The sequence below is a fragment of the Streptococcus mitis genome, from assembly GCF_000960005.1.
Classification (GTDB): domain Bacteria; phylum Bacillota; class Bacilli; order Lactobacillales; family Streptococcaceae; genus Streptococcus; species Streptococcus mitis_CK.
In genome coordinates, this window is record NZ_JYGP01000002.1 from 470,756 (window position 1) to 493,316 (window position 22,561).

At 38.4% G+C, this 22,561-nt stretch carries 24 protein-coding genes and 1 pseudogene; 19 read left to right on the forward strand and 6 right to left on the reverse strand.

The features are described 5' to 3' along the window. Positions 1-4: 4 nt before the first annotated feature. From TZ90_RS03695 to TZ90_RS03715, 4 genes are all read left to right on the forward strand, one after another. Complete coding sequence (locus tag TZ90_RS03695) at positions 5-322, forward strand: PTS lactose/cellobiose transporter subunit IIA (RefSeq protein ID WP_001078331.1); 318 nt, start codon at positions 5-7, stop codon at positions 320-322. After that, a complete protein-coding gene (locus TZ90_RS03700; protein WP_045611530.1) occupies positions 322-2,013 on the forward strand; it encodes a lactose-specific PTS transporter subunit EIIC in 1,692 nt (563 codons plus the stop codon). Before TZ90_RS03695 ends, TZ90_RS03700 begins: the two co-directional genes overlap by 1 nt. Positions 2,014-2,350: 337 nt before the next feature. Next, on the forward strand, positions 2,351-3,757 hold the full coding sequence (gene lacG, locus TZ90_RS03705) for a 6-phospho-beta-galactosidase (protein WP_045612547.1): 1,407 nt from the start codon (positions 2,351-2,353) through the stop codon (positions 3,755-3,757). 41 nt (positions 3,758-3,798) lie between these two features. Continuing rightward, entirely contained in the window at positions 3,799-4,056 is a 258-nt protein-coding gene (locus TZ90_RS03715) for a DUF3884 family protein (RefSeq protein ID WP_080890725.1), read from the forward strand. A 104-nt stretch (positions 4,057-4,160) separates the two neighbouring features. Here the strand turns inward: TZ90_RS03715 and TZ90_RS03720 are convergent, their stop codons facing one another. The 4 genes from TZ90_RS03720 to nrdH all read right to left on the reverse strand — a co-directional run bounded on the left by TZ90_RS03720 (position 4,161) and on the right by nrdH (position 8,680). Then, positions 4,161-4,928: a DeoR/GlpR family DNA-binding transcription regulator gene (locus tag TZ90_RS03720; RefSeq protein ID WP_045611531.1), complete on the reverse strand. Its 768-nt coding sequence runs from the start codon at positions 4,926-4,928 to the stop codon at positions 4,161-4,163. Positions 4,929-5,070: 142 nt separating this feature from the next. Next, positions 5,071-6,033, reverse strand: coding sequence for a class 1b ribonucleoside-diphosphate reductase subunit beta (gene nrdF, locus TZ90_RS03725; protein ID WP_000451386.1), 963 nt, complete (start codon positions 6,031-6,033; stop codon positions 5,071-5,073). A gap of 188 nt (positions 6,034-6,221) precedes the next feature. Beyond that, a complete protein-coding gene (nrdE, locus tag TZ90_RS03730; protein WP_045611532.1) occupies positions 6,222-8,381 on the reverse strand; it encodes a class 1b ribonucleoside-diphosphate reductase subunit alpha in 2,160 nt (719 codons plus the stop codon). 80 nt (positions 8,382-8,461) lie between these two features. Next, positions 8,462-8,680 (reverse strand): glutaredoxin-like protein NrdH, encoded by a 219-nt coding sequence (nrdH, locus tag TZ90_RS03735; RefSeq protein WP_000259240.1) that lies wholly within the window; start codon positions 8,678-8,680, stop codon positions 8,462-8,464. 350 nt (positions 8,681-9,030) lie between these two features. On the opposite strand from nrdH, the gene TZ90_RS03740 reads away from it, so the two are divergent. The 4 genes and pseudogenes from TZ90_RS03740 (at position 9,031) to TZ90_RS03755 (ending at position 12,256) form a co-directional block, all read left to right on the forward strand. Beyond that, the gene (locus TZ90_RS03740) at positions 9,031-9,294 is read left to right on the forward strand and encodes a phosphocarrier protein HPr (protein ID WP_000146949.1); all 264 of its coding nucleotides are present in this window, start codon (positions 9,031-9,033) and stop codon (positions 9,292-9,294) included. Positions 9,295-9,299: 5 nt separating this feature from the next. Then, positions 9,300-11,032: pseudogene (gene ptsP, locus TZ90_RS03745) on the forward strand (phosphoenolpyruvate--protein phosphotransferase). Between the two features lie 132 nt (positions 11,033-11,164). Beyond that, entirely contained in the window at positions 11,165-11,659 is a 495-nt protein-coding gene (locus tag TZ90_RS03750) for a YkgJ family cysteine cluster protein (RefSeq protein ID WP_045611533.1), read from the forward strand. A gap of 57 nt (positions 11,660-11,716) precedes the next feature. Continuing rightward, positions 11,717-12,256 carry a ClbS/DfsB family four-helix bundle protein gene (locus TZ90_RS03755; RefSeq protein WP_045611534.1) on the forward strand — a complete coding sequence of 180 codons (540 nt, stop codon included), beginning with the start codon at positions 11,717-11,719 and terminating at the stop codon, positions 12,254-12,256. 97 nt (positions 12,257-12,353) lie between these two features. On the opposite strand, the gene dhaQ is transcribed toward TZ90_RS03755, so the two are convergent. Then, on the reverse strand, positions 12,354-13,343 hold the full coding sequence (gene dhaQ / locus TZ90_RS03760; RefSeq protein ID WP_045611535.1) for a DhaKLM operon coactivator DhaQ: 990 nt from the start codon (positions 13,341-13,343) through the stop codon (positions 12,354-12,356). Further along, on the reverse strand, positions 13,340-13,870 hold the full coding sequence (gene dhaS, locus TZ90_RS03765) for a dihydroxyacetone kinase transcriptional activator DhaS (protein ID WP_045611536.1): 531 nt from the start codon (positions 13,868-13,870) through the stop codon (positions 13,340-13,342). The genes dhaQ and dhaS overlap by 4 nt, the downstream gene beginning before the upstream one ends. A 153-nt stretch (positions 13,871-14,023) precedes the next feature. Here dhaS and dhaK point away from each other — a divergent pair, with 153 nt between their 5' ends. From dhaK to TZ90_RS03825, 11 genes are all read left to right on the forward strand, one after another. Further along, on the forward strand, positions 14,024-15,013 hold the full coding sequence (gene dhaK / locus TZ90_RS03770) for a dihydroxyacetone kinase subunit DhaK (protein WP_045611537.1): 990 nt from the start codon (positions 14,024-14,026) through the stop codon (positions 15,011-15,013). A 21-nt stretch (positions 15,014-15,034) separates the two neighbouring features. Next, positions 15,035-15,610, forward strand: a complete 576-nt coding sequence (dhaL, locus tag TZ90_RS03775; RefSeq protein WP_045611538.1) for a dihydroxyacetone kinase subunit DhaL — start codon at positions 15,035-15,037, stop codon at positions 15,608-15,610. Continuing rightward, entirely contained in the window at positions 15,610-15,984 is a 375-nt protein-coding gene (gene dhaM / locus TZ90_RS03780; protein ID WP_045611539.1) for a dihydroxyacetone kinase phosphoryl donor subunit DhaM, read from the forward strand. The genes dhaL and dhaM overlap by 1 nt, the downstream gene beginning before the upstream one ends. Positions 15,985-16,734: 750 nt before the next feature. Next, entirely contained in the window at positions 16,735-17,466 is a 732-nt protein-coding gene (locus tag TZ90_RS03785) for a hypothetical protein (protein WP_045611541.1), read from the forward strand. Between the two features lie 509 nt (positions 17,467-17,975). Beyond that, positions 17,976-18,188: a hypothetical protein gene (locus TZ90_RS10490; RefSeq protein WP_033628842.1), complete on the forward strand. Its 213-nt coding sequence runs from the start codon at positions 17,976-17,978 to the stop codon at positions 18,186-18,188. A gap of 59 nt (positions 18,189-18,247) precedes the next feature. Beyond that, on the forward strand, positions 18,248-18,466 hold the full coding sequence (locus tag TZ90_RS10495; RefSeq protein ID WP_045612552.1) for a hypothetical protein: 219 nt from the start codon (positions 18,248-18,250) through the stop codon (positions 18,464-18,466). Positions 18,467-18,590: 124 nt separating this feature from the next. Continuing rightward, positions 18,591-19,283: a pyrimidine 5'-nucleotidase PynA gene (gene pynA, locus TZ90_RS03805; RefSeq protein ID WP_000120621.1), complete on the forward strand. Its 693-nt coding sequence runs from the start codon at positions 18,591-18,593 to the stop codon at positions 19,281-19,283. Between the two features lie 64 nt (positions 19,284-19,347). Continuing rightward, a complete protein-coding gene (locus tag TZ90_RS03810) occupies positions 19,348-20,103 on the forward strand; it encodes a DUF4336 domain-containing protein (RefSeq protein WP_000945850.1) in 756 nt (251 codons plus the stop codon). A gap of 11 nt (positions 20,104-20,114) precedes the next feature. Then, complete coding sequence (locus TZ90_RS03815) at positions 20,115-20,768, forward strand: uracil-DNA glycosylase (RefSeq protein ID WP_045611542.1); 654 nt, start codon at positions 20,115-20,117, stop codon at positions 20,766-20,768. A 9-nt stretch (positions 20,769-20,777) separates the two neighbouring features. Next, positions 20,778-21,242, forward strand: a complete 465-nt coding sequence (locus TZ90_RS03820) for an NUDIX hydrolase (protein ID WP_001135768.1) — start codon at positions 20,778-20,780, stop codon at positions 21,240-21,242. Between the two features lie 12 nt (positions 21,243-21,254). Continuing rightward, positions 21,255-22,523: a dihydroorotase gene (locus tag TZ90_RS03825; protein ID WP_045611544.1), complete on the forward strand. Its 1,269-nt coding sequence runs from the start codon at positions 21,255-21,257 to the stop codon at positions 22,521-22,523. Positions 22,524-22,561: the final 38 nt, after the last annotated feature.

The following is a 22,561-nucleotide window of genomic DNA, read 5'->3' on the forward strand; positions in this document are numbered from 1 at the left end:
TATCATGAATAGAGAAGAAGTAACATTGTTAGGTTTTGAAATCGTAGCCTATGCTGGCGACGCTCGTTCAAAACTATTGGAAGCCTTGAAGGCTGCTGAAGCTGGTGATTTTGAAAAAGCGGACGCTCTGGTAGAGGAAGCTGGTAGCTGTATTGCAGAGGCTCACCACGCGCAAACAAGTCTATTGACTAAGGAAGCTTCTGGTGAGGACTTAGCGTATAGTGTGACCATGATGCACGGTCAAGATCACTTGATGACAACTATTTTGTTAAAAGATTTGATGCACCATTTAATTGAACTGTACAAGAGAGGAGTTAAATAATGAATAAACTAATTGCATTTATTGAGAAAGGAAAACCTTTCTTTGAGAAATTATCTCGTAATATCTATCTTCGTGCTATTCGTGATGGTTTCATTGCAGGTATGCCTGTTATTCTCTTCTCAAGTATTTTTATCTTGATTGCCTTTGTACCAAACTCATGGGGCTTTAAATGGTCTGATGAAGTTGTAGCCTTTCTTATGAAACCTTACAGCTATTCAATGGGTATTTTAGCTCTCTTGGTAGCTGGTACAACAGCCAAGTCATTGACCGACTCAGTAAACCGTAGCATGGAGAAAACCAATCAAATCAACTATATGTCAACATTGTTGGCAGCAATTGTTGGTTTGTTGATGTTGGCAGCTGATCCTATCGAAAATGGTCTAGCTACTGGATTCTTAGGGACAAAAGGTTTGCTTTCAGCCTTCCTTGCTGCCTTTGTTACCGTAGCAATCTATAAGGTTTGTGTTAAGAACAACGTCACTATTCGCATGCCTGACGAAGTTCCACCAAATATTTCACAAGTTTTTAAAGATGTGATTCCATTCACTCTATCTGTTGTTTCTCTTTATGCTCTTGACTTATTAGCACGTCATTTTGTTGGTGCAAGTGTGGCTGAATCAATCGGTAAATTCTTTGCACCATTATTCTCTGCAGCTGATGGCTATCTTGGTATTACCATTATCTTTGGTGCTTTTGCCTTCTTCTGGTTTGTTGGGATTCATGGTCCATCTATTGTTGAACCTGCTATCGCAGCAATTACCTATGCCAATGCCGAAGTCAACTTGAACCTTCTTCAACAAGGGATGCACGCTGACAAGATTCTTACTTCTGGTACACAAATGTTTATCGTTACCATGGGTGGTACTGGTGCGACACTGGTTGTTCCATTCATGTTCATGTGGTTAACAAAATCAAAACGTAACCGTGCAATCGGACGTGCTTCAGTAGTTCCAACTTTCTTTGGTGTAAATGAACCAATCTTGTTTGGTGCACCGCTTGTATTGAACCCAATCTTTTTCATTCCATTTATCTTTGCTCCAATCGCAAACGTATGGATCTTTAAATTCTTTATTGAAACTCTTGGAATGAATTCATTTACTGCTAATCTACCATGGACAACTCCAGCTCCACTAGGTCTAGTTCTTGGTACTAACTTCCAAGTTCTATCATTCATTCTTGCTGCCCTTCTAATTGTGGTTGACGTAGTCATTTACTACCCATTCCTTAAAGTATATGATGAACAAATTCTTGAAGAAGAGCGTTCAGGTAAATCTAATGATGAATTGAAAGACAAAGTTGCTGCAAACTTCAACACTGCAAAAGCGGATGCTATTCTTGAAAAAGCGGGTGTCGATGCAGCACAAAATACCATCACTGAAGAAACAAATGTCCTCGTTCTCTGTGCAGGTGGAGGGACAAGTGGTCTCCTTGCGAATGCTTTGAATAAGGCAGCAGCAGAATACAATGTCCCTGTGAAAGCAGCAGCAGGTGGCTATGGTGCTCACCGTGAAATGTTACCAGAGTTTGATCTAGTTATCCTTGCCCCTCAAGTTGCTTCAAACTTTGAAGATATGAAAGCAGAAACAGATAAACTTGGTATTAAACTTGCCAAGACAGAAGGCGCTCAATACATCAAATTAACTCGTGATGGAAAAGGTGCTCTTGCATTCGTACAAGCTCAATTCGATTAACGATAGGGACTATAAAACAGTCTCCTATCGTTACGGAAATCGCTATGGCGAATTTCCTAATCGCCTTGTTAATTCGTTGGTAAAAAGATATCGTTTTTACCTCCTCATGTCACAATTCGATTAATAATAGGGACTCTGAAATAGTCTCCTATCGTTACGGAAATCGCTATGGCGAATTTCCTAATCGCCTTGTTAATTCGTCGGTAAAAAGATATTGTTTTTACCTCCTCATGTCACAATTCGGTGACTTGGTACAAGAAGTGAGATGGAGAAGGATGGCTCACTGACTCCTCTCCTCTCATTTTTACTTTATTTAAATCAAGAAATAGGTGAAAAAATGACAAAAACATTACCAAAAGACTTTATTTTTGGTGGCGCAACAGCTGCCTATCAAGCAGAAGGTGCTACACATACTGATGGTAAAGGACCAGTAGCGTGGGATAAATATCTTGAAGATAATTACTGGTACACTGCAGAACCAGCCAGTGATTTTTACAATCGATACCCAGTTGACCTCAAGTTGGCAGAAGAGTATGGTGTCAATGGCATTCGAATTTCTATTGCCTGGTCCCGTATTTTCCCGACTGGTTTCGGCCAAGTAAATGCTAAAGGTGTTGAATTTTATCATAATCTATTTGCAGAGTGTCACAAACGTCATGTTGAGCCTTTTGTAACTCTTCATCACTTTGATACGCCAGAAGCTCTCCACTCAAATGGAGACTTCTTAAACCGTGAAAACATTGAACACTTTGTAGACTACGCGGCTTTCTGTTTTGAAGAATTTCCAGAAGTAAACTATTGGACAACATTCAATGAAATTGGACCAATCGGTGATGGTCAATACTTGGTTGGTAAATTCCCTCCAGGTATTCAGTACGATCTTGCCAAAGTCTTCCAATCGCACCACAATATGATGGTGTCTCATGCACGTGCGGTAAAATTGTACAAAGAGAAAGGCTATAAAGGTGAAATTGGGGTTGTTCATGCTCTGCCTACTAAGTATCCTCTAGATCCTGAAAATCCTGCAGATGTTATTGCGGCAGAGTTGGAGGACATTATCCATAATAAATTTATCTTGGATGCAACTTATCTGGGTCACTACTCTGAAAAGACTCTGGCAGGGGTAGAGGCTATCTTGGCTGCCAATGGTGGTAGCTTGGATCTTCGTGAAGAAGATTTTACAGCATTAGAAGCTGCAAAAGACTTGAATGATTTTCTAGGCATCAACTACTATATGAGTGACTGGATGGAAGCATTTGATGGAGAAACTGAAATTATCCATAATGGTAAGGGTGAGAAAGGAAGCTCTAAATACCAAATCAAAGGTGTTGGTCGTCGTGTAGCTCCTGATTATGTACCACGTACAGACTGGGATTGGATTATCTACCCTCAAGGTTTGTATGACCAAATCATGCGTGTGAAGAAAGATTATCCTAACTACAAGAAGATTTACATCACTGAAAATGGTCTAGGGTATAAAGATGAGTTCGTTGATAACACTGTTTATGATGATGGCCGTATTGATTATGTCAAACAACACTTAGAGGTCTTATCTGATGCGATTGCTGATGGTGCAAATGTCAAAGGATACTTCATCTGGTCATTGATGGACGTCTTCTCATGGTCAAACGGTTATGAAAAACGTTACGGTCTCTTCTATGTAGACTTTGAAACTCAAGAACGTTATCCTAAGAAATCAGCTCACTGGTACAAGAAAGTAGCGGAAAGTCAGATTATAGACTAATAGAATTAGTAATTAGATATAGAATTCTAGTGAGGCAAAAGATGTTCAAAGATTTTATCCAATCAATTTATGAAAAAGTTTATATTATCAATTTTGATAAATGTTCTCAAATACCTCGTTTGACTAATGAGGAGCTGAAAAATCTTGGGAAATGGTATGTCTCTACCGGTAAAGAATGGATTTGCCATTCAGACTATGAGCTAGAAGAATTTAAAAATATCTTTTTAAGTTTTATCAGTCCTGAAGAACGGGATAATATCTCCTTTGATTCAGATTTTATGCCGTTTCAACAATCATAAAGAATCTAGGAAACTCTTTGTAAAAATCTTCATCAAAAAATGCGTCATATTAAGAAAATAAGAATCTTGATATGACGCATTTTATATTTTATCAATCCTCAGTTTTATGGTTTAGAAAGAATAATTTTTGTTTGTTTTGAAAGTTGTTCAAACGTTTCTTTGCTCAGTTTAGAATCTGAAACGATGGTATCAATATCAGAGATATTGTAGAAGGTATAGAAATCAAATTTATTGAACTTACTATTGTCAGCTAGTAAGTATTTTTTATTGGCATTATTGAGGGCGATGCGTTGAGATTCACCTTCCTCTTCACTAAAGGTCGCAATCGCATTGTCCTGAATACCATTACAGCTAACGAAAGCTTTAGAAAATTGAAGATTGGCTAAGTTTTGCAAGGTTAGTGTTCCCACAAAGGCTCCAGTGATAGAGCGGTAGTTTCCACCGATTAAAATCAAATCTGTTAGTTTTCGTTCGTTTAAGATGAGAAAGACTGGTAAACTGTTTGTTACAACACGAATATTATCAATTGGAAGTTCACGGGCAAAAGATTCTAAGGTCGTACCAGGTCCGATAAAAATAGTTTCACCCTCATCAATTAAATGGCCTGCAAAACGGCTAATTTCTTGTTTTTCTGCAATCTGTAAGCTTTGTTTTTCAATATTGGAACGTTCATTATTTAAAATAGAACCTGTGCGAATTTTCTCAGCTCCCCCGTGTACTCGAACAAGTAAATCCTTGTCTGCCAACTCTTGCAAGTAGCGTCTAGCAGTCATATCTGATACATCTAAGCGAGTCATAATTTCTTTTACAGTAATAGTTCCCTTTGTATTTATCGTTTCTAGAATATTATCTAGTTTTTCCTGCTTTAACATCGTTATCACCTCTATTTCTATTACTATTTTATCATAAAGTATTCAATCAATCAATTTAAAAAACAAAAGAAAACAAAAACAAAAACATCATGGTTGTTTTAAACAAACCATGATGTTTTTATCACTTATAAAATAGATAACATTAGTCCAAACCGTAGTTGTAGTCATCGTCTTGCATGGCTTCAACTTCACCAAGGAGGTAACCATTTCCGACTTGAGAGAAGAAGTCGTGGTTGGAAGTTCCTGTTGAAATACCGTTCATAACGATTGGGTTGACATCATCTGCTGAGTCTGGGAAGAGTGGATCTTGTCCCAGGTTCATGAGAGCTTTATTGGCATTGTAGCGAAGGAAGGTTTTGACTTCTTCCGTCCAACCAACACCGTCATAGAGGCTTTCTGTGTAGCCTTCTTCGTTTTCATAAAGAGTGTAGAGAAGGTCGTACATCCATTCTTTGAGTTTTTCTTGCTCTTCTTCAGGTAATTCATTGAAACCAAGTTGGAATTTATAACCGATGTAGGTTCCGTGAACAGACTCATCACGAATAATTAATTTAATGATTTCTGCGACGTTGGCTAGTTTGTTGTTACCGAGATAGTAGAGGGGAGTGAAGAAACCAGAGTAGAAGAGGAAAGTTTCAAGGAAGACGCTGGCAACTTTCTTTTCAAGTGGGCTACCGTTTAGGTAGATTTCGTTGACGATCTCAGCCTTCTTTTGTAGGTAAGGATTGGTATTGGTCCATTCGAAAATTTCTTCAATCTCAGCCTTAGTATTCAAGGTAGAAAAGATTGATGAGTAAGATTTTGCGTGGACAGATTCCATAAATTGGATGTTATTGAAAACAGCTTCCTCATGGGGTGTACGGATGTCTGCGCGAAGGGCTTGAACTCCTGTTTCAGATTGCATGGTATCCAAAAGTGTTAAACCACCAAAGACTTTTCCAACCAAGTCTTTTTCTACATTTGATAGCTTTCTCCAGTCATCCAAGTCATTTGACAAGGGAATACGTGTATCAAGCCAGAATTGCTCCGTCAGTTTTTCCCAAGTTGATTTGTCGATGACATCTTCGATGGCATTCCAGTTAATGGCTTTATAGTAAGTTTCCATTTGAAATCTCTTTCTGTGTTTAGTATTGCGAACTCACAATTATCTCTATTTTATCATAATTCTAGAGGAGTATCGCACAAAAAGTCGGAAGCCCGACTTTTTGTTATTTCATAGTATAGATGCTTATTCTAGTTTAGCAGGGTGAATGAATCACTAATCTGAGAAAATGTAGTTTCCTCAAGCAAAGATTAAATCACACAGCTTTCACATTGGTTGGCACCGACTTCTCCACCGTCATCTGTAAAGGTACGAACGTAGTAGATAGACTTGATACCCTTGTTAAAGGCATAGTTACGAAGGATAGACAAGTCACGTGTCGTTTGTTTGTTTTCTTTCTTCCATTCGTAAAGACCTTTTGGAATGTCACTACGCATGAAGAGAGTGAGTGAAAGTCCTTGGTCCACGTGCTCAGTTGCAGCAGCATAGACATCAATAACCTTACGCATATCCATGTCGTAAGCAGAAGTGTAGTAAGGAATTGTTTCTGTTGACAAGCCAGCAGCAGGGTAGTAGATTTTACCGATTTTCTTTTCTTGACGTTCTTCGATACGTTGCGTAATCGGGTGGATAGAAGCAGAAACGTCGTTGATATAGCTGATAGAGCCATTTGGAGCTACAGCAAGGCGATTTTGGTGGTAAAGACCATCTGCTTGAACCTTGTCGCGAAGTTCACTCCAGTCAGCAGCACTTGGGATAAAGACATCCTTGAAGAGTTCTTTAACACGGTCTGATTTTGGAACAAATTCGCCAGTCACATACTTGTCGAAGTAGCTTCCGTTAGCATAGTCTGATTTTTCAAAGTTGTGGAAGGTGATACCACGTTCACGCGCAATATTGTTTGACTCAACTAAAGTCCAGTAGTTCATAAGCATAAAGTAGATGCTAGTAAACTCAACAGACTCAGGTGCCCCATATTCAATCAATTGTTGGGCAAGGTAGCTGTGAAGTCCCATGGCACCAAGACCAAAGGTATGAGCTTGGCTATTTCCGTGGTCGATGGTAGGAACAGCTACGATGTGTGAACTATCTGTAACGAAAGTAAGGGCACGAACCATAGCACGGATAGAACGACCAAAATCAGGTGAAGTCATCATGTTAACCACGTTGGTTGAACCAAGGTTACATGAAACGTCCGTTCCCATTTGAAGGAATTCTTGAGCATCGTTGATCAAGCTTGGTTCTTGGACTTGAAGAATCTCAGAACACAAGTTACTCATAATGATTTTTCCATCAACGGGATTTGCACGGTTAGCCGTATCGATGTTGACTACATAAGGGTAGCCAGACTCTTGTTGCAATTTAGAGATTTCAGTTTCCAAATCACGCGCCTTGATTTTTGTCTTGCGGATATTTGGATTTGCGACCAATTCATCGTATTTTTCAGTGATATCGATGTAGTTAAATGGCACACCGTATTCAAGCTCTACAGAATAAGGGCTGAAGAGGTACATTTCTTCATTTTTACGTGCTAATTCATAGAATTTATCGGGGACAACAACACCGAGTGAAAGGGTCTTAACACGAACTTTTTCATCGGCGTTTTCTTTCTTAGTTGAAAGGAAGGCGATAATATCTGGGTGGAAGACGTTGAGGTAGACAACACCAGCACCTTGACGTTGACCCAATTGGTTAGAGTAAGAGAAGCTATCTTCGAAAAGCTTCATAACTGGAACGACGCCAGAAGCTGCTCCTTCATATCCTTTAATAGGAGCACCAGCTTCACGAAGGTTGCTGAGAGTAATTCCCACACCACCACCAATACGTGAAAGTTGAAGAGCTGAGTTGATAGAACGTCCGATAGAGTTCATATCATCAGTTACTTGGATCAGGAAGCAAGATACCAACTCTCCACGACGAGCACGTCCAGCATTCAAGAAGGAAGGAGTAGCAGGTTGGTAGCGTTGGTGGATGATTTCATTGGCAATATCGATGGCAACTGCTTCATTGCCATCAGCGAAATAAAGGGCGTTAAAGAAGACACGGTCTTCCATGCTTTCAAGATAATATTCACCGTCATTAGTCTTTAAGGCATATTGATTGTAAAACTTATAGGCAGCCATGAAAGACTTGAATTGGAAGTTTTGTTCTTTAATAAATTGAGCTAATTCTTCCAAAAATTCTGGACGGTATTTCTTGATAAAGGCTGTTTCGATGTAGTTGTGTTCAATGAGGTAGTTGATTTTATCCTTGATTGAATCAAAAACCATAGTGTTTGGAACTACATTTTCTTTAAAGAAAGCATCCAAGGCTTCCTTATCTTTATGAAGCATGATTTGTCCATTAACAGGACGGTTGATTTCGTTATTGAGACGGAAGTAAGTCACGTCCTCAAGATGTTTTAATCCCATAAAATTTCCCTTATCTAATTACAAAAGAAAGGCTTCTAAGTTAGCCCTAGAAGCAGTTTCTTCTGGATGATGTACTAAGATTATGCTAATTGTTTCAGTTTTCCTGGTTGGAAACCTGAAAAGACTTCAGTTGGTGTTTGGATAACAGGAGCCGCGCTGAAACCGAGCTCTTTAACTTGATCGATGTATTCAGGTTGCTCATCAAGATTGATTTCACGATAAGCGACATTATTACTGTCCAAGAAACGTTTGGTCATTTTACATTGGACACAGTTGTTTTTAGAATAAACGGTTACCATTGTGTAACTCCTCTTTCAAAATAGATTACTTTCTTAGTATATCAGAAAATAAATTTTTGTCAATGATTTGAAACTAAATATAGTGGTCTATTTTTCTGCTCAAGCCCACAAAACACAATATGTAGTGTTTGATTTGTGAAAAGATGATAATTATCCTATAAGTTGTTTTTTGAAAAACTATATCCTGTGTTTTGTTATCTAGAATAGAAGATTTTCAGCAAGTTATCTGAAAGGAAATCGAATAAATCCCATAAAATGCTTGAAAAAAATCCTAGAAGATGATATAATACCAAATTGTAAGGGTTATCACATATAACTCAAAAAAGAAAGAACAAAAGGAGAGTCAAACTATGGCTTCTAAAGATTTCCACGTAGTGGCAGAAACAGGTATTCACGCACGTCCAGCAACATTGTTGGTACAAACTGCTAGCAAATTTGCTTCAGATATCACTCTTGAGTACAAAGGTAAATCAGTTAACCTTAAATCAATCATGGGTGTTATGAGTCTTGGTGTTGGCCAAGGTGCTGACGTAACTATCTCAGCTGAAGGTGCAGATGCAGATGATGCTATCGTCGCAATCTCAGAAACAATGGAAAAAGAAGGATTGGCATAAGGAAGATGACAGAAATGCTTAAAGGAATCGCAGCATCTGACGGTGTTGCCGTTGCAAAAGCATATCTACTCGTTCAACCGGATTTGTCATTCGATACTGTTTCAGTCGAAGATACAAACGCAGAAGAGGCTCGTTTGGATGTTGCTCTTGAAGCTTCTCAAAACGAGCTTTCTCTTATCCGTGAGAAAGCTGTAGGTACGCTTGGTGAAGAAGCGGCTCAAGTTTTTGACGCTCATTTGATGGTTCTTGCTGACCCAGAATTGATTGGTCAGATTAAAGAAACAATCCGTGCTAAGAAAGTCAATGCTGAAGCAGGTCTTAAAGAAGTGACTGACATGTTCATCACTATCTTTGAAGGCATGGAAGACAACCCATATATGCAAGAACGTGCAGCGGATATCCGCGACGTGACAAAACGTGTATTGGCAAATCTTCTTGGTAAGAAATTGCCAAACCCAGCTTCTATCAATGAAGAAGTAATCGTGATTGCGCATGACTTGACACCATCTGATACAGCTCAATTGGACAAAAACTTTGTAAAAGCTTTTGTAACAAATATCGGTGGACGTACAAGCCACTCAGCTATCATGGCACGTACACTTGAAATTGCAGCTGTATTGGGAACAAATAACATCACTGAAGTAGTGAAAGACGGTGATATCCTTGCCGTTAATGGAATTACTGGTGAAGTGATTATCAACCCAACAGATGAACAAGCGGCAGAATTTAAAGCAGCTGGTGAAGCTTATGCTAAACAAAAAGCTGAATGGGCACTTTTGAAAGATGCTCAAACAGTGACTGCTGACGGTAAACACTTCGAGTTGGCCGCTAACATCGGTACTCCAAAAGACGTTGAAGGTGTTAACAACAACGGTGCTGAAGCTGTTGGACTTTACCGTACAGAGTTCTTGTACATGGATTCTCAAGACTTCCCAACAGAAGATGAGCAGTATGAAGCATACAAGGCTGTTCTTGAGGGAATGAATGGTAAACCAGTGGTTGTTCGTACAATGGATATCGGTGGAGATAAGGAACTTCCTTATTTCGATATGCCACATGAAATGAACCCATTCCTTGGATTCCGTGCCCTTCGTATCTCTATTTCTGAAACTGGAGATGCAATGTTCCGTACACAAATCCGTGCCCTTCTTCGTGCTTCTGTTCATGGTCAATTGCGTATCATGTTCCCAATGGTTGCCCTATTGAAAGAATTCCGTGCAGCTAAAGCAGTCTTTGATGAAGAAAAAGCAAACCTTCTTGCTGAAGGAGTTGCAGTTGCGGATGATATCCAAGTTGGTATCATGATTGAATACCTGCAGCAGCGATGCTTGCAGACCAATTTGCTAAAGAAGTTGACTTCTTCTCAATTGGTACAAATGACTTGATCCAATACACAATGGCAGCAGACCGTATGAACGAACAAGTTTCATACCTTTACCAACCATATAACCCATCAATCCTTCGCTTGATCAACAACGTTATCAAGGCAGCTCACGCTGAAGGTAAATGGGCTGGTATGTGTGGTGAGATGGCTGGTGACCAAAAAGCTGTTCCACTTCTTGTCGGAATGGGCTTGGATGAATTCTCTATGTCAGCAACATCAGTCCTTCGTACACGTAGCTTGATGAAGAAATTGGACACTGCTAAGATGGAAGAGTACGCTAACCGTGCCCTTACAGAGTGTTCAACAATGGAAGAAGTTCTTGAACTTCAAAAAGAATACGTTAACTTCGATTAATGTGATCAACCTTGTAACCTAGTTGCAAGGTTTTTTGCTACATTTTGGGAAGGTATAGTCTTATAAAGTCCACTTTGCAATGAGCCAAAGGCATGATATAATAGGAGAAACAAATAGAATAAGAGAGAAATCATGTCTAAAGAAATTGATATTGAGTATTACCACCAGCTGGCCTTGCAAAAGCAAAAGGAGCACCGTAAAATTTTAGCCAATTTAAAGAAAAAACCACCAAAAAATCTAGACAAGATAGCCCAGCAGATTCACCAAGAAGTCTTTGCGGAGATTGATTGCACTGCCTGTGCAAACTGTTGCAAGACATTGGGTCCTGACTTTAAAGAAGCGGATATTACACGAATTGCCAAGTATTTTAAGATGAAATTACCAGCTTTTGAAGCTGAATTCCTTCAGGTAGATGAAGATGGGGATAAGGTTTTTAAATCCATGCCTTGTCCCTTTCTAGGAGGAGATAATCTTTGTTCCATCTATGATGTTCGTCCAAAGTCATGTCGAGAGTTCCCCCATACAGATCGGAAAAAGATCCATCAAATCAACCATTTGACGATTAAGAATACTTTGACCTGTCCAGCAGCCTATCTCTTTGTTGAGAAATTAAAGGATAAGTTATAGAGATTTAAAGGATAAAAAATCTCTAATAATAACTAGTAATATGAAGGGAGTAATCCTGTGCCTAGACCGAAAACAAAAGAGGAGCTAGTGCTGACCTCTAAAGAAAACTATGAAAAGCTCAATCGTTTCATCTCCCAACTAAGTGAAGATGAGCTACAGACTCCATTTGATTTTTCAAGAGACCCAAAGAAAAAAGAAGCTCACTGGAAAAGGGATAATAATCTACGGGATGTCTTGATTCATCTCTATGAATGGCATCAGTTACTTTTGGCTTGGGTACATTCTAATCAAGAAGGTCACGAAAGACCTTTTCTCCCTGAAATTTATAATTGGAAAACTTATGGAGAAATGAATGTCGTTTTTTGGAAGAAGCACCAGAAAACGTCCTTAGAAGAAGCGACTAGACTTCTAGAACAATCACATAGGGAGGTTTTAGAGTTGATAGAAGTTTTTAGTAATGACGAACTCTTTACCAAAGGTGTCTATAAATGGACCGGCGGAACAAGTCTAGGTTCCTATTTTATCAGTAGCACCTCCAGCCACTATGGTTGGGCTCTGAAAAAACTCAAAGCACATCAGAAGAATTGTCAGGAATAGATGGCCTATTTGAAATAGAAAGAATGAGTTCTTTTAAAAGTAAGATAAAAGCAAAGGGCTATCAAGTGATGTAGCCCTTTTGAGTTATACAAGCAAATTACCATGCAAAAGCTGTCGTTGGAGCATTGAGCGCTTCTAACCACTGTTTATTTTTTACGGGGCAAAGAGTTACGGATATACCTGCCATATCCAGACTGGTCATAAATGTTCCTGATTTTATAAAGGTAATAGTGATTCCTTCAATTTCTAAGAGTTGAAGGAGATCATTGATAAATATGCCCATTTCTAGGTTGGTAGTAGTACCTAGATTATTTACAAGCAATATAAAATGATCACCCTTTTTCCAATGATAGTGCAATCTTAATTTACTTATAATTTCATTTGCCAGGATTTCTGACGATTGGAATGGGACGATACGATAGCCTTCTTCGCCATGTATCCCAATACCATAAGAAATTTTTCCTTCTTCCAAGTTAAATAGTGGAAGGGTGGCTTGGGGGAGACTAGCCGATTTCGTTGCAAAGCCAATCGTTGCGATTTCGGGAGCAAGTTCATGACCTAAATCAGTTAGTTGCTCGATGTCGGCACCATTTTGAGTTGCATATCCTAGAACTTTATGAAGTAAAATTGTCCCTGCAAGCCCTCTTCCTCTAATTTGAAATCTATTGTGAGGTTCAATAGAAATATCGTCGTGTGCTAGACTATAGCCGACCTTAATTCCTTCTTGTCTAGCAGTATTAATGGCCCAGCTAAATTCTTTGATGTCTGCTTCGAAATTTTTTACAATGATGAAGACACCGTGACCATTGTTTAAAAAACGAATGGACTCTAAGATTTCAGTTCTTGTAGGTGGAGTAAATAATTGGCCATAGATAGCAGCGGTAAGCATTCCTTCTCCCACATATCCAATATGCGCAGGTTCGTGACCGGAACCTCCACCCGACAATATTGGAACCTGATGAGGATTGCGATTTTTTTGATAGACTAGTGGTAAGGTAGGGTGTTTTTCTAATTCAGTATGACTGCTGACAGTTGCCGAAATGTAACTTGAAATAATTTTCTGTTTATGATTTGAAATAAATGTCATTGTGGTCTCTTTCCAATAATTGTCATGATTAGAAAGTCTGGTTGTGGAACTGGACTTTTTTTATTGACGTAAGCCTTCACGATTTCTGCTAGAGCATGTGAATGATAGTCTAACAAAAAACAAGTATAAGCAGATGAATCGATATCAATCTGACCGTATTCTCTTAAAATTTTTGATACAAGCAAGCGACAGTAGCTGATAAAGTGGTCATAGAAGTTATTTTGCCCTTGAATATCAAAAAGTTGAATATAAAAGTCACGCTCTTGTTCGAAATAAAGAAATAATTCTTGTAATAGTTTTTGGCCTGAAATGAAGTCCAAGTTATTGGTGATATACTCGGTTAAGTCATTTTCAAATATCCAGTCTAGCAGTTCATATTTGTCAAGAAAGTGATTATAAAAGGTCTGTCTACGAATGCCAGCTGATTCCATGATATCTACAATAGAGATTTTATCAAATTCTCTAGTAGCTAATAGGTCTCTAAATGCCTTGGCAATCCGTTTTTTTGTAATAAATGATGATGCCATAGGAAACCTTTCTTTTACTTACTTCATTTTACCAAAAAAATGTTTTAAACGGGTTTAAAAGGGGACAAATAATAGAATCTGTCCCTTATCATCCAGCGATAAAAAATATATAATGAAAGCGAAAACAAAGGTAGATGCCGAAAGGAGTTTCTCATGAAAAAAATTATAAATGAACCGACACAAGTTGTTGATGAAATGTTGCAGGGATTGTCATTCATGCATGATGACTTGGTAGAACGCTTAGATGGTTTTGATGTCATTGTTAGAAAGGCAGAAAAGACAGGAAAAGTTGGACTCATTTCAGGTGGAGGTTCAGGACATGAACCAAGTCATGCTGGATTTGTAGGAGATGGAATGTTGTCTGCTGCCATTTGTGGAGCAGTCTTCACTTCACCTACTCCGGACCAAATTTTAGAAGCCATTAAGGCGGCTGATGAAGGTGCTGGAGTTTTCATGGTCATCAAGAACTATTCTGGTGACATTATGAACTTTGAAATTGCACAAGAACTTGCTGAAATGGAAGGTATTGATGTAGCAAGTGTTGTGGTTGATGATGATATTGCTGTTGAAAATAGTCTCTATACCCAAGGGCGTCGAGGTGTTGCAGGTACTATTTTAGTCCATAAAATTTTGGGTGATGCAGCTCGTTCTGGTAAATCATTGTCTGAAATGAAGGACTTGGCCGATAAGCTTGTCTTAGAAATTAAAACAATTGGCTTAGCTCTATCTGGCGCTACTGTTCCAGAAGTTGGGAAACCAGGTTTTGTTCTAGAAGATGATGAATTTGAATATGGAGTTGGTATCCACGGTGAGCCAGGATATAAAAAAGAGAAAATGCAACCTTCAGCACAATTGGCCTCAGAATTGGTTGAAAAACTATCTGAAGGTTTCCAGCTTAAGGCTGGTGAACGCTATGGTCTTCTCATCAATGGTTTAGGAAGCACTCCTCTTATGGAGCAATACGTATTTGCAAATGATGTGGCTAAATTACTCCATGAAAAAGGTGTTGAGTTGGCATTTAAGAAAATTGGAAACTATATGACCTCAATTGATATGGCTGGTTTGTCATTAACATTGATTCGATTGGCAGATGATGAGTGGTTGGATGCTCTAAATGCGCCTGTTGCTACACCAGCTTGGTAAAACTCAAGGAGGAAATGTCAAATGAATGCTGAACAAGCTCTTGAATGGATGAAGCTTTTTAATGAAAAGGTTCAAGAACAGAAAGATTACCTTAGTGAGCTAGACACCCCTATAGGAGATGGAGACCACGGTGGAAATATGGCGCGTGGCATGGCTGCAGTTATGGAAAACTTAGAAGGAAAGCAATTTGAGACCAGCAGTGATGTGTTTAAGCTTGTCTCAATGCAACTACTGAGTAAGGTAGGCGGTGCTTCTGGTCCCTTGTATGGCTCTGCTTTTATGGGCATGGCCAAGGCTGATTCTAATTCGAAAATAGAGGAAATCTTACAAAGCGGTTTGGATATGATTGTCAAACGTGGGAAAGCAGAAGTTGGAGAAAAGACAATGGTTGATGTTTGGACTCCTGTTATTGCTGCCTTGTCTGCTGGTCAATTGACTCAAGAGGTTATTGATCAGGTAGTGAATGCTACCAAAGATTTACTTGCAACTAAAGGAAGGGCATCTTATGTAGGAGAACGTTCTCTTGGACATATTGATCCTGGATCATTCTCATCAGGATTACTCTTTACTTCTCTTTTAGAAACTGGGGTGGTTTAATGGGAAGTATTGGTCTTGTTATCGTTTCACATTCCAAACACATTGCACAAGGTGTTGTTGAACTGATTAGTGAAGTAGCTAAAGATGTTCCGATTACTTATGTAGGAGGAACCGAAGATGGAGGAATTGGAACGAGTTTTGATCAAGTAGATAGGGTTGTTTCCGAAAATCCAGCAGATACTTTATTAGCTTTTTTTGACCTAGGTTCTGCTAAAATGAACTTAGAAATGGTGGCTGATTTCAGTGATAAAAGTATCATGATCAATAGGGTTCCAATTGTAGAAGGTGCCTATACTGCAGCAGCTCTTCTTCAGGCTGGTGCAGAACTGTCAGTTATTCAAACACAGTTGGCGGAGCTTGAAATCAATAAATAAGGAATCTTACTATAACTCTTTTTATAGGTGGGCTATTGATTATCTCAACTATCAAATTTTAAGTAAATAATTTCAAAATCAGAAAGGGATTGCTTTGGGCAGTTCCTTTTTAATGTAAAAGGAGTGGAATCATAGCGTTTCTAAATTGTTAATACTCTTCGAAAATCAAATTCAAACCACGTCAACGTCGCCTTGCCGTACTCAAGTACAGCCTGCGGCTAGTTTCCTAGTTTGCTCTTTGATTTTCATTGAGTATAATAATTCAAAACTGATTGTGATGGGACTATTCTAGCTTTAGAATCCTTCAAAAATTAAAATTTAAGGCAATCAATTACTTAGAAGAGTGCGAAAACATTTAATTTATAGGAATTCTAAGTCTAGAATTACATGGATATTTATGAAGTTAGGATATTCGATAGTTAGGATTGTTCTATTCTGAAAGATTTGAGCTGTCAATCTTCTAGAATAGTAGTTTGCCAATGATTTTTGTTGAAAGATTCCTTGTTTTATGGTAGTCTAAAGTAAAAGAAAGCCTTATCATTATATTTGTATCTTTAATCTGACTTGGTTTAGGTCTAGAAAAGGGATAGATATTTGGGGGTTTCAAATAATAATAATATTTTCACTTGCAAAAAATGTATTTCAACTTTACCTAATGTAGAAGAAGGAAATATCATAAAATGCTTATGACTTGTTTGAAAGAGAATGTAAACTAAAAATGGATTCCCTTTAAATATTAGGAGTAGGTAGATGAGTAATCTAGAGTCAATTCGTAAAGCGCATATCATCGTGTGGGGTGCCTATCTATTTTTATCATTAAGGGCGCCGCTAATTAGCAGCACAGAGTATTTCGTGCTTATTTTTTTAGCGTTTCTCTATTCAATAGTATCGCTACCTATATACTCTGTGAAGAATAAAATAGTATCTATTTGTTTGGCTATAAACTCGATCCTGTTAATGAGTTTTCCAATTTTAATCAATAAATTTTTCCCAGGAAACGTTTCTACTTATATCGTATTAATAAGTAATTTTATCCTGGAGTTTTTAATCTTTAATAAAATTGGTAAAGATTTTGATACTAGATTAGCTAGTGAGTATAGGAAAATCAGTCAGTTTAAAAGTAAGATGTCTCAATCTCCTTGGATAAAATATTTAGAGATTTCTAGTTTTATATTAACTATATTTCCATTTATTCTTCATGGTACAGTTGATAATCGTGTATTGACTCTTATCTTTTTGATAAAAATTTGTGTAGATACTACGATAAAGGTTCTATTAAACGGAATTTTTAAGACAAGTAAAGTAATGAAAAGGAGGATATTTTCTCTTTTTGTACTAGATTTGATTGTCTATATATTTTTAGGTTATGTTTTAGTGATACAAAAAGACGAATATCTGTTTTCAATTCTACTAATTTTTTCTAATTTCTCACTTCCCTTTATCAGAGAAAAAGAGTATGAACTATTTAAAAATAAGAAATGAGATAGATATGGTTAAATCTTATTTCTCTTTAAAATCAAATCAGGTAGAGAAAGGATATCTTATCTAGGTAACAAAGTGCTTTAAACGCAGTCGACGATTACTTATTGGAGAACTATCCTAACCATGCAACGTTAAAGAGGAGAAATCTTATGAAACTCGTATCACCAAATAATTATGCTGCTATTGAGTAAGAAGAGATGAGGTGTCTTGATGGGAGATTATCTCTACATAAAGACGGGGAATGTTACAGTAAACGTAGCTACTGCTTATTTTATGGGGAATTAAATATGTTTAAACTAAGTGATAAAGTCAGAGTGGTCTTTGCTCTTTTAGGAGTAAGTTCCCTATTGGTTAGTATGTATCTTATACCTTTTATTAAAACTGAGAATAAATTTTGGGAAATACTTTTATTTATATTAGGTGTATTGCTAATTGGAATTACGTTACTAAGTCATAAAAAAATTAAATTTTGGAAATAGCGTTAGTGAGAAGGACAGGATAATAGTATTATGATGGTTGTTTTAATTTTGATGGTTGTGGTATATCTGTATTATGTAATTACAGAGTATTTTCAGAATAGTTATATTGACTGTATACTATTTCTAACATTGCTGATTTCTCATTTGATATGGGATTACTATTTTTTGCCCATTGAAGTTTTAGTGGCATTAAGTGGAGTAAATTTGCTGTCAAGATTTTTCAAAAAAAAGAGAAGTCAATAGAGTTGTTAGTAGCTTGTTAGTGGATTATAAAGATGAAAGGTAAAATGGGGATATTTAAAATGAAACATTTTTTTGCAGGAATTGGTGAGATAAGATTTAGTAATTATCTATTGTCTCTATGTGTAGGACTAGCCCCTCTTTTTCATATCTATGTAATAGGCTCTGAAATGAATTTTGTGAAAATAGTGTTATCTATTTTGGGAATTATATTTGTTTGTATTTTAACTATTGCTCGAATTTATAGAAGATTTTTCTATAATAAAAATAAACTTGACTAGAATAGTATGGATTAGTTAATCAATTGGAACGATTATTCTTTATGATACTATACCACTTTTAAGTTTTTACATTAAACAACCGAATGAAGTGAAAGTTATTTATCCTAGAAAGGAAAACCTCAAATTGTCCTACAAATTTCTACTCTTCGACCTCGACCACACCTTGCTTGATTTTGATGCTGCTGAGGATGTGGCTTTGACGCAACTCCTAAAAGAAGAAGGGGTTGCAGATATTCAGGCCTATAAAGACTATTATGTTCCTATGAACAAGTCTCTCTGGAAGGACTTGGAGCAAAAGAAAATTAGTAAACAAGAGCTGGTTAACACGCGCTTTTCTCGTTTATTTGCTCATTTTGGACAGGAAAAAGACGGTAGTTTTCTAGCCCAGCGTTACCAATTTTACCTTGCCCAACAGGGGCAAACTTTTTCAGGTGCTCATGAACTTTTAGATAGCCTCATCGAGCGTGATTATGAGCTGTACGCTGCGACAAATGGCATTACTGCCATTCAGACAGGACGTTTGGCTCAATCGGGTCTGGCACCATATTTCAATCAAGTCTTTATCTCTGAACAGCTGCAAACACAAAAACCTGATGCTCTATTTTATGAAAAAATCGGTCAGCAGATTGCTGGCTTTAGCAAAGAAAAGACGCTGATGGTTGGAGATTCTCTAACCGCCGACATTCAAGGTGGCAATAACGCGGGGATTGACACGATTTGGTATAATCCTCATTACCTCGAAAATCCCACACAAGCCCAGCCGACTTACGAAGTCCATTCTTACCAAGACTTGCTGGATTATTTAGATAAACTGTAAAAAGTGGTTTAGAAAGCCACTTTTTGCTATAATAGAGGCAGTAAAAACGAAGGAATAGTTAACGATGTTAAGGCCAGAACTTTCTCTTTATGAACCATTGTATACACTAAAGGAAGTTGATCAAAATATCTGGATAGTGGATGGTGATTTGATTCAAATGGATATGAAGATCTTCAAACTTCCTTTTCAGACACGCATGACGGTGATTAAGTTAAATGATGGCAAACTTTGGCTTCATTCTCCTATTGCGCCAAACGAGAAACTCTTTACTGAACTGGACGCTTTGGGCAGAGTCGCTTACCTGATTTCACCAAATAAGATTCACTACGCCTATATTGCAGATTGGAGAAAAAGATATCCTCATGCGCAAGCATGGTCTAGTCCAGGAGTTGAAGAAAGAGCGAAAAGTCAGAATGTCAAGGTGGAATTTGATGCTGCCTTAACAGATAAGGCTCCTGACCTATGGTCTGATGAGATTGATCAGCTTATTTTTAAGGGAAGTTCTGTCATCGAAGAGGTCGTGTTTTATCATAAATCAACTAAAACACTCATTGTAACAGACCTTATAGAGAATTTTGAACCTGAAAAGATAGCTAGTCCAATCCGCAGAAAATTCTATCGTTTAGCTCGTGTAACAGCCCCTGATGGTCAAACTCCTATTGATTATCGGATGACTTTTTTAGGAAGACAAAGGGAAGCAAAGGTTTCCTTTTCCCGTATGTTAAACTGGAAACCGGATAAGATTATACTTGCACATGGTTTATGCTTTTTTAAAAATGGTACGGATGAATTAAGACGTGCTTTTAGATGGATAAGATAAAGGAGGGAAAGATGCAACACTCGTCTTGGCATGCTTTGATTAAGGCGCAATTACCTGTGGGTTATTTCGGGAAAATCAATCAGTTTATGGAGCAGGTCTATGCTCAGGGTACTGTTTATCCGCCCAAGGAAAAGGTTTTTCAAGCTCTCTTGACAACACCGCTTGAAGAAGTTAAGGTGGTGATTCTAGGGCAAGATCCCTATCACGGGCCAGGTCAAGCGCAGGGCTTGAGTTTTTCTGTACCGGACTCTATCCCAGCTCCACCATCCTTGCAAAATATCTTGAAAGAATTGTCAGATGATATCGGGGTTAAGAAATCTCATGATTTGACAGCTTGGGCTGAGCAAGGAGTCTTGCTTCTTAATGCTTGTTTGACAGTTCCTGCTGGACAGGCCAATGGTCATGCTGGGCAGATATGGGAGCCTTTTACTGATGCTGTGATTCAGGTGGTCAATCATCTAGATAGACCAGTCGTTTTTGTACTCTGGGGAGCTTATGCACGTAAGAAGAAGGCCTTAGTTACCAATCCTCATCACTTGATTATCGAATCAGCCCATCCCAGTCCTTTGTCGGTTTATAGAGGATTTTGGGGTTCCAAGCCTTTTTCCAAAGCCAATGCATTCTTAAAAGAGACAGGACAAGAGCCAATCGATTGGCTTAGATAAGGAGAAAATATGCCTCAGTTAGCGACAATTTGCTACATTGATAACGGGAAAGAACTGCTCATGCTTCACCGTAATAAGAAACCCAATGATGTTCATGAAGGGAAATGGATTGGTGTGGGTGGTAAGCTAGAGCGAGGAGAGACGCCTCAGGAATGTGCAGCGCGTGAAATCCTTGAAGAAACAGGGCTCAAAGCCAAACCAGTTCTAAAAGGTGTTATCACTTTTCCTGAATTCACGCCAGATTTAGACTGGTATACCTATGTTTTTAAGGTGACGGAGTTTGAGGGCGACTTGATTGACTGCAACGAGGGAACGCTGGAATGGGTTCCCTATGATGAGGTTTTGAGCAAGCCGACTTGGGAAGGTGACCATACCTTTGTTGAGTGGCTTTTAGAGGATAAGCCCTTCTTTTCAGCCAAGTTTGTTTATGATGGGGATAAATTGTTGGATACCCAAGTTGATTTCTATGAATAAAGGAGAAAGCAGATGCTACTAATCAAAAATGGTCGTGTAATAGATCCCAAGTCTGGTTTAGATCAAGTTTGTGATGTTTTGGTTCAAGATGGGAAAATTATCAAAATTGCCCCTGAAATTAAGGAAGAAGGAGCAGAGGTACTTGATGCTACTGGTCTTGTAGTTGCTCCTGGTTTGGTTGACATTCACGTTCATTTCCGTGAACCTGGTCAAACACACAAGGAGGATATCCATACAGGTGCCCTAGCAGCCGCTGCAGGTGGTTTTACAACGGTTGTCATGATGGCTAATACTAGTCCAACTATTTCGGACGTGGAGACCTTGCAAGAAGTTCTCCAGTCAGCTGCCAAGGAAAAAATCAATGTCAAGACAGTTGCGACCATTACTAAGAATTTTAATGGTCAAGACTTGACTGACTTTCAGGCACTTTTAGAAGCAGGTGCCGTTGGTTTTTCTGATGACGGTATTCCTCTTGAAAGCAGCAAAGTGGTTAAGGCAGCCATGGAAGAAGCTAAGAAACTTAATACCTTTATCAGTCTCCATGAGGAAGATCCAGGTTTGAATGGAATCCTTGGTTTTAACGAAAACATCGCTAAAGAACATTTCCATATCTGCGGTGCTACTGGGGTGGCTGAGTATGCTATGATGGCGCGTGATGTCATGATTGCCTATGCAACCAAGGCCCATGTTCATATTCAGCATTTGTCTAAGGAAGAAAGTGTTAAAGTAGTGGAGTTTGCTCAAGGTCTGGGTGCGCAAGTCACAGCAGAAGTAGCGCCACAGCATTTCTCTAAGACAGAAGCACTTCTTTTGACACAAGGTAGCAATGCTAAGATGAATCCGCCGCTTCGTTTGGAATCAGACCGTCGTGCTGTTATCGAAGGTCTTAAGTCAGGTGTCATCACAGTTATTGCGACAGACCATGCGCCTCACCATGCGGATGAAAAAAATGTCGAGGATATTACCAAAGCGCCATCTGGTATGACTGGCTTAGAAACATCTCTATCTCTTGGATTGACTTATTTGGTCGAAGCTGGTGAGTTAAGCTTGATGGAATTACTCGAAAAAATGACATACAACCCATCCAAGCTTTACAACTTTGAAGCAGGTTACTTGGCTGAGAATGGTCCAGCTGACATCACTATTTTTGATGCTAAGGCTGACCGCCTTGTGGACTCCCATTTTGCTTCGAAAGCAGCTAATTCACCATTCATCGGTGAAACCTTAAAAGGGCAGGTTAAATATACCATCTGTAAGGGACAAATTGTCTATCAAAACTAGGTGGGAGTCTGCTCTGTAAACAAAAAGAATAGAGAGCT

Coding starts and splice junctions, on each gene's coding strand:
- TZ90_RS03695 (WP_001078331.1), top strand. CDS start 5: ATGAATAGAGAAGAAGTAACATTGTTAGGTTTTGAAATCGTAGCCTAT.
- TZ90_RS03700 (WP_045611530.1), top strand. CDS start 322: ATGAATAAACTAATTGCATTTATTGAGAAAGGAAAACCTTTCTTTGAG.
- lacG (WP_045612547.1), top strand. CDS start 2,351: ATGACAAAAACATTACCAAAAGACTTTATTTTTGGTGGCGCAACAGCT.
- TZ90_RS03715 (WP_080890725.1), top strand. CDS start 3,799: ATGTTCAAAGATTTTATCCAATCAATTTATGAAAAAGTTTATATTATC.
- TZ90_RS03720 (WP_045611531.1), bottom strand. CDS start 4,928: ATGTTAAAGCAGGAAAAACTAGATAATATTCTAGAAACGATAAATACA.
- nrdF (WP_000451386.1), bottom strand. CDS start 6,033: ATGGAAACTTACTATAAAGCCATTAACTGGAATGCCATCGAAGATGTC.
- nrdE (WP_045611532.1), bottom strand. CDS start 8,381: ATGGGATTAAAACATCTTGAGGACGTGACTTACTTCCGTCTCAATAAC.
- nrdH (WP_000259240.1), bottom strand. CDS start 8,680: ATGGTAACCGTTTATTCTAAAAACAACTGTGTCCAATGTAAAATGACC.
- TZ90_RS03740 (WP_000146949.1), top strand. CDS start 9,031: ATGGCTTCTAAAGATTTCCACGTAGTGGCAGAAACAGGTATTCACGCA.
- TZ90_RS03750 (WP_045611533.1), top strand. CDS start 11,165: ATGTCTAAAGAAATTGATATTGAGTATTACCACCAGCTGGCCTTGCAA.
- dhaQ (WP_045611535.1), bottom strand. CDS start 13,343: ATGACATTTATTTCAAATCATAAACAGAAAATTATTTCAAGTTACATT.
- dhaS (WP_045611536.1), bottom strand. CDS start 13,870: ATGGCATCATCATTTATTACAAAAAAACGGATTGCCAAGGCATTTAGA.
- dhaK (WP_045611537.1), top strand. CDS start 14,024: ATGAAAAAAATTATAAATGAACCGACACAAGTTGTTGATGAAATGTTG.
- dhaL (WP_045611538.1), top strand. CDS start 15,035: ATGAATGCTGAACAAGCTCTTGAATGGATGAAGCTTTTTAATGAAAAG.
- dhaM (WP_045611539.1), top strand. CDS start 15,610: ATGGGAAGTATTGGTCTTGTTATCGTTTCACATTCCAAACACATTGCA.
- TZ90_RS03785 (WP_045611541.1), top strand. CDS start 16,735: ATGAGTAATCTAGAGTCAATTCGTAAAGCGCATATCATCGTGTGGGGT.
- TZ90_RS10490 (WP_033628842.1), top strand. CDS start 17,976: ATGATGGTTGTTTTAATTTTGATGGTTGTGGTATATCTGTATTATGTA.
- TZ90_RS10495 (WP_045612552.1), top strand. CDS start 18,248: ATGAAACATTTTTTTGCAGGAATTGGTGAGATAAGATTTAGTAATTAT.
- TZ90_RS03810 (WP_000945850.1), top strand. CDS start 19,348: ATGTTAAGGCCAGAACTTTCTCTTTATGAACCATTGTATACACTAAAG.
- TZ90_RS03815 (WP_045611542.1), top strand. CDS start 20,115: ATGCAACACTCGTCTTGGCATGCTTTGATTAAGGCGCAATTACCTGTG.
- TZ90_RS03820 (WP_001135768.1), top strand. CDS start 20,778: ATGCCTCAGTTAGCGACAATTTGCTACATTGATAACGGGAAAGAACTG.
- TZ90_RS03825 (WP_045611544.1), top strand. CDS start 21,255: ATGCTACTAATCAAAAATGGTCGTGTAATAGATCCCAAGTCTGGTTTA.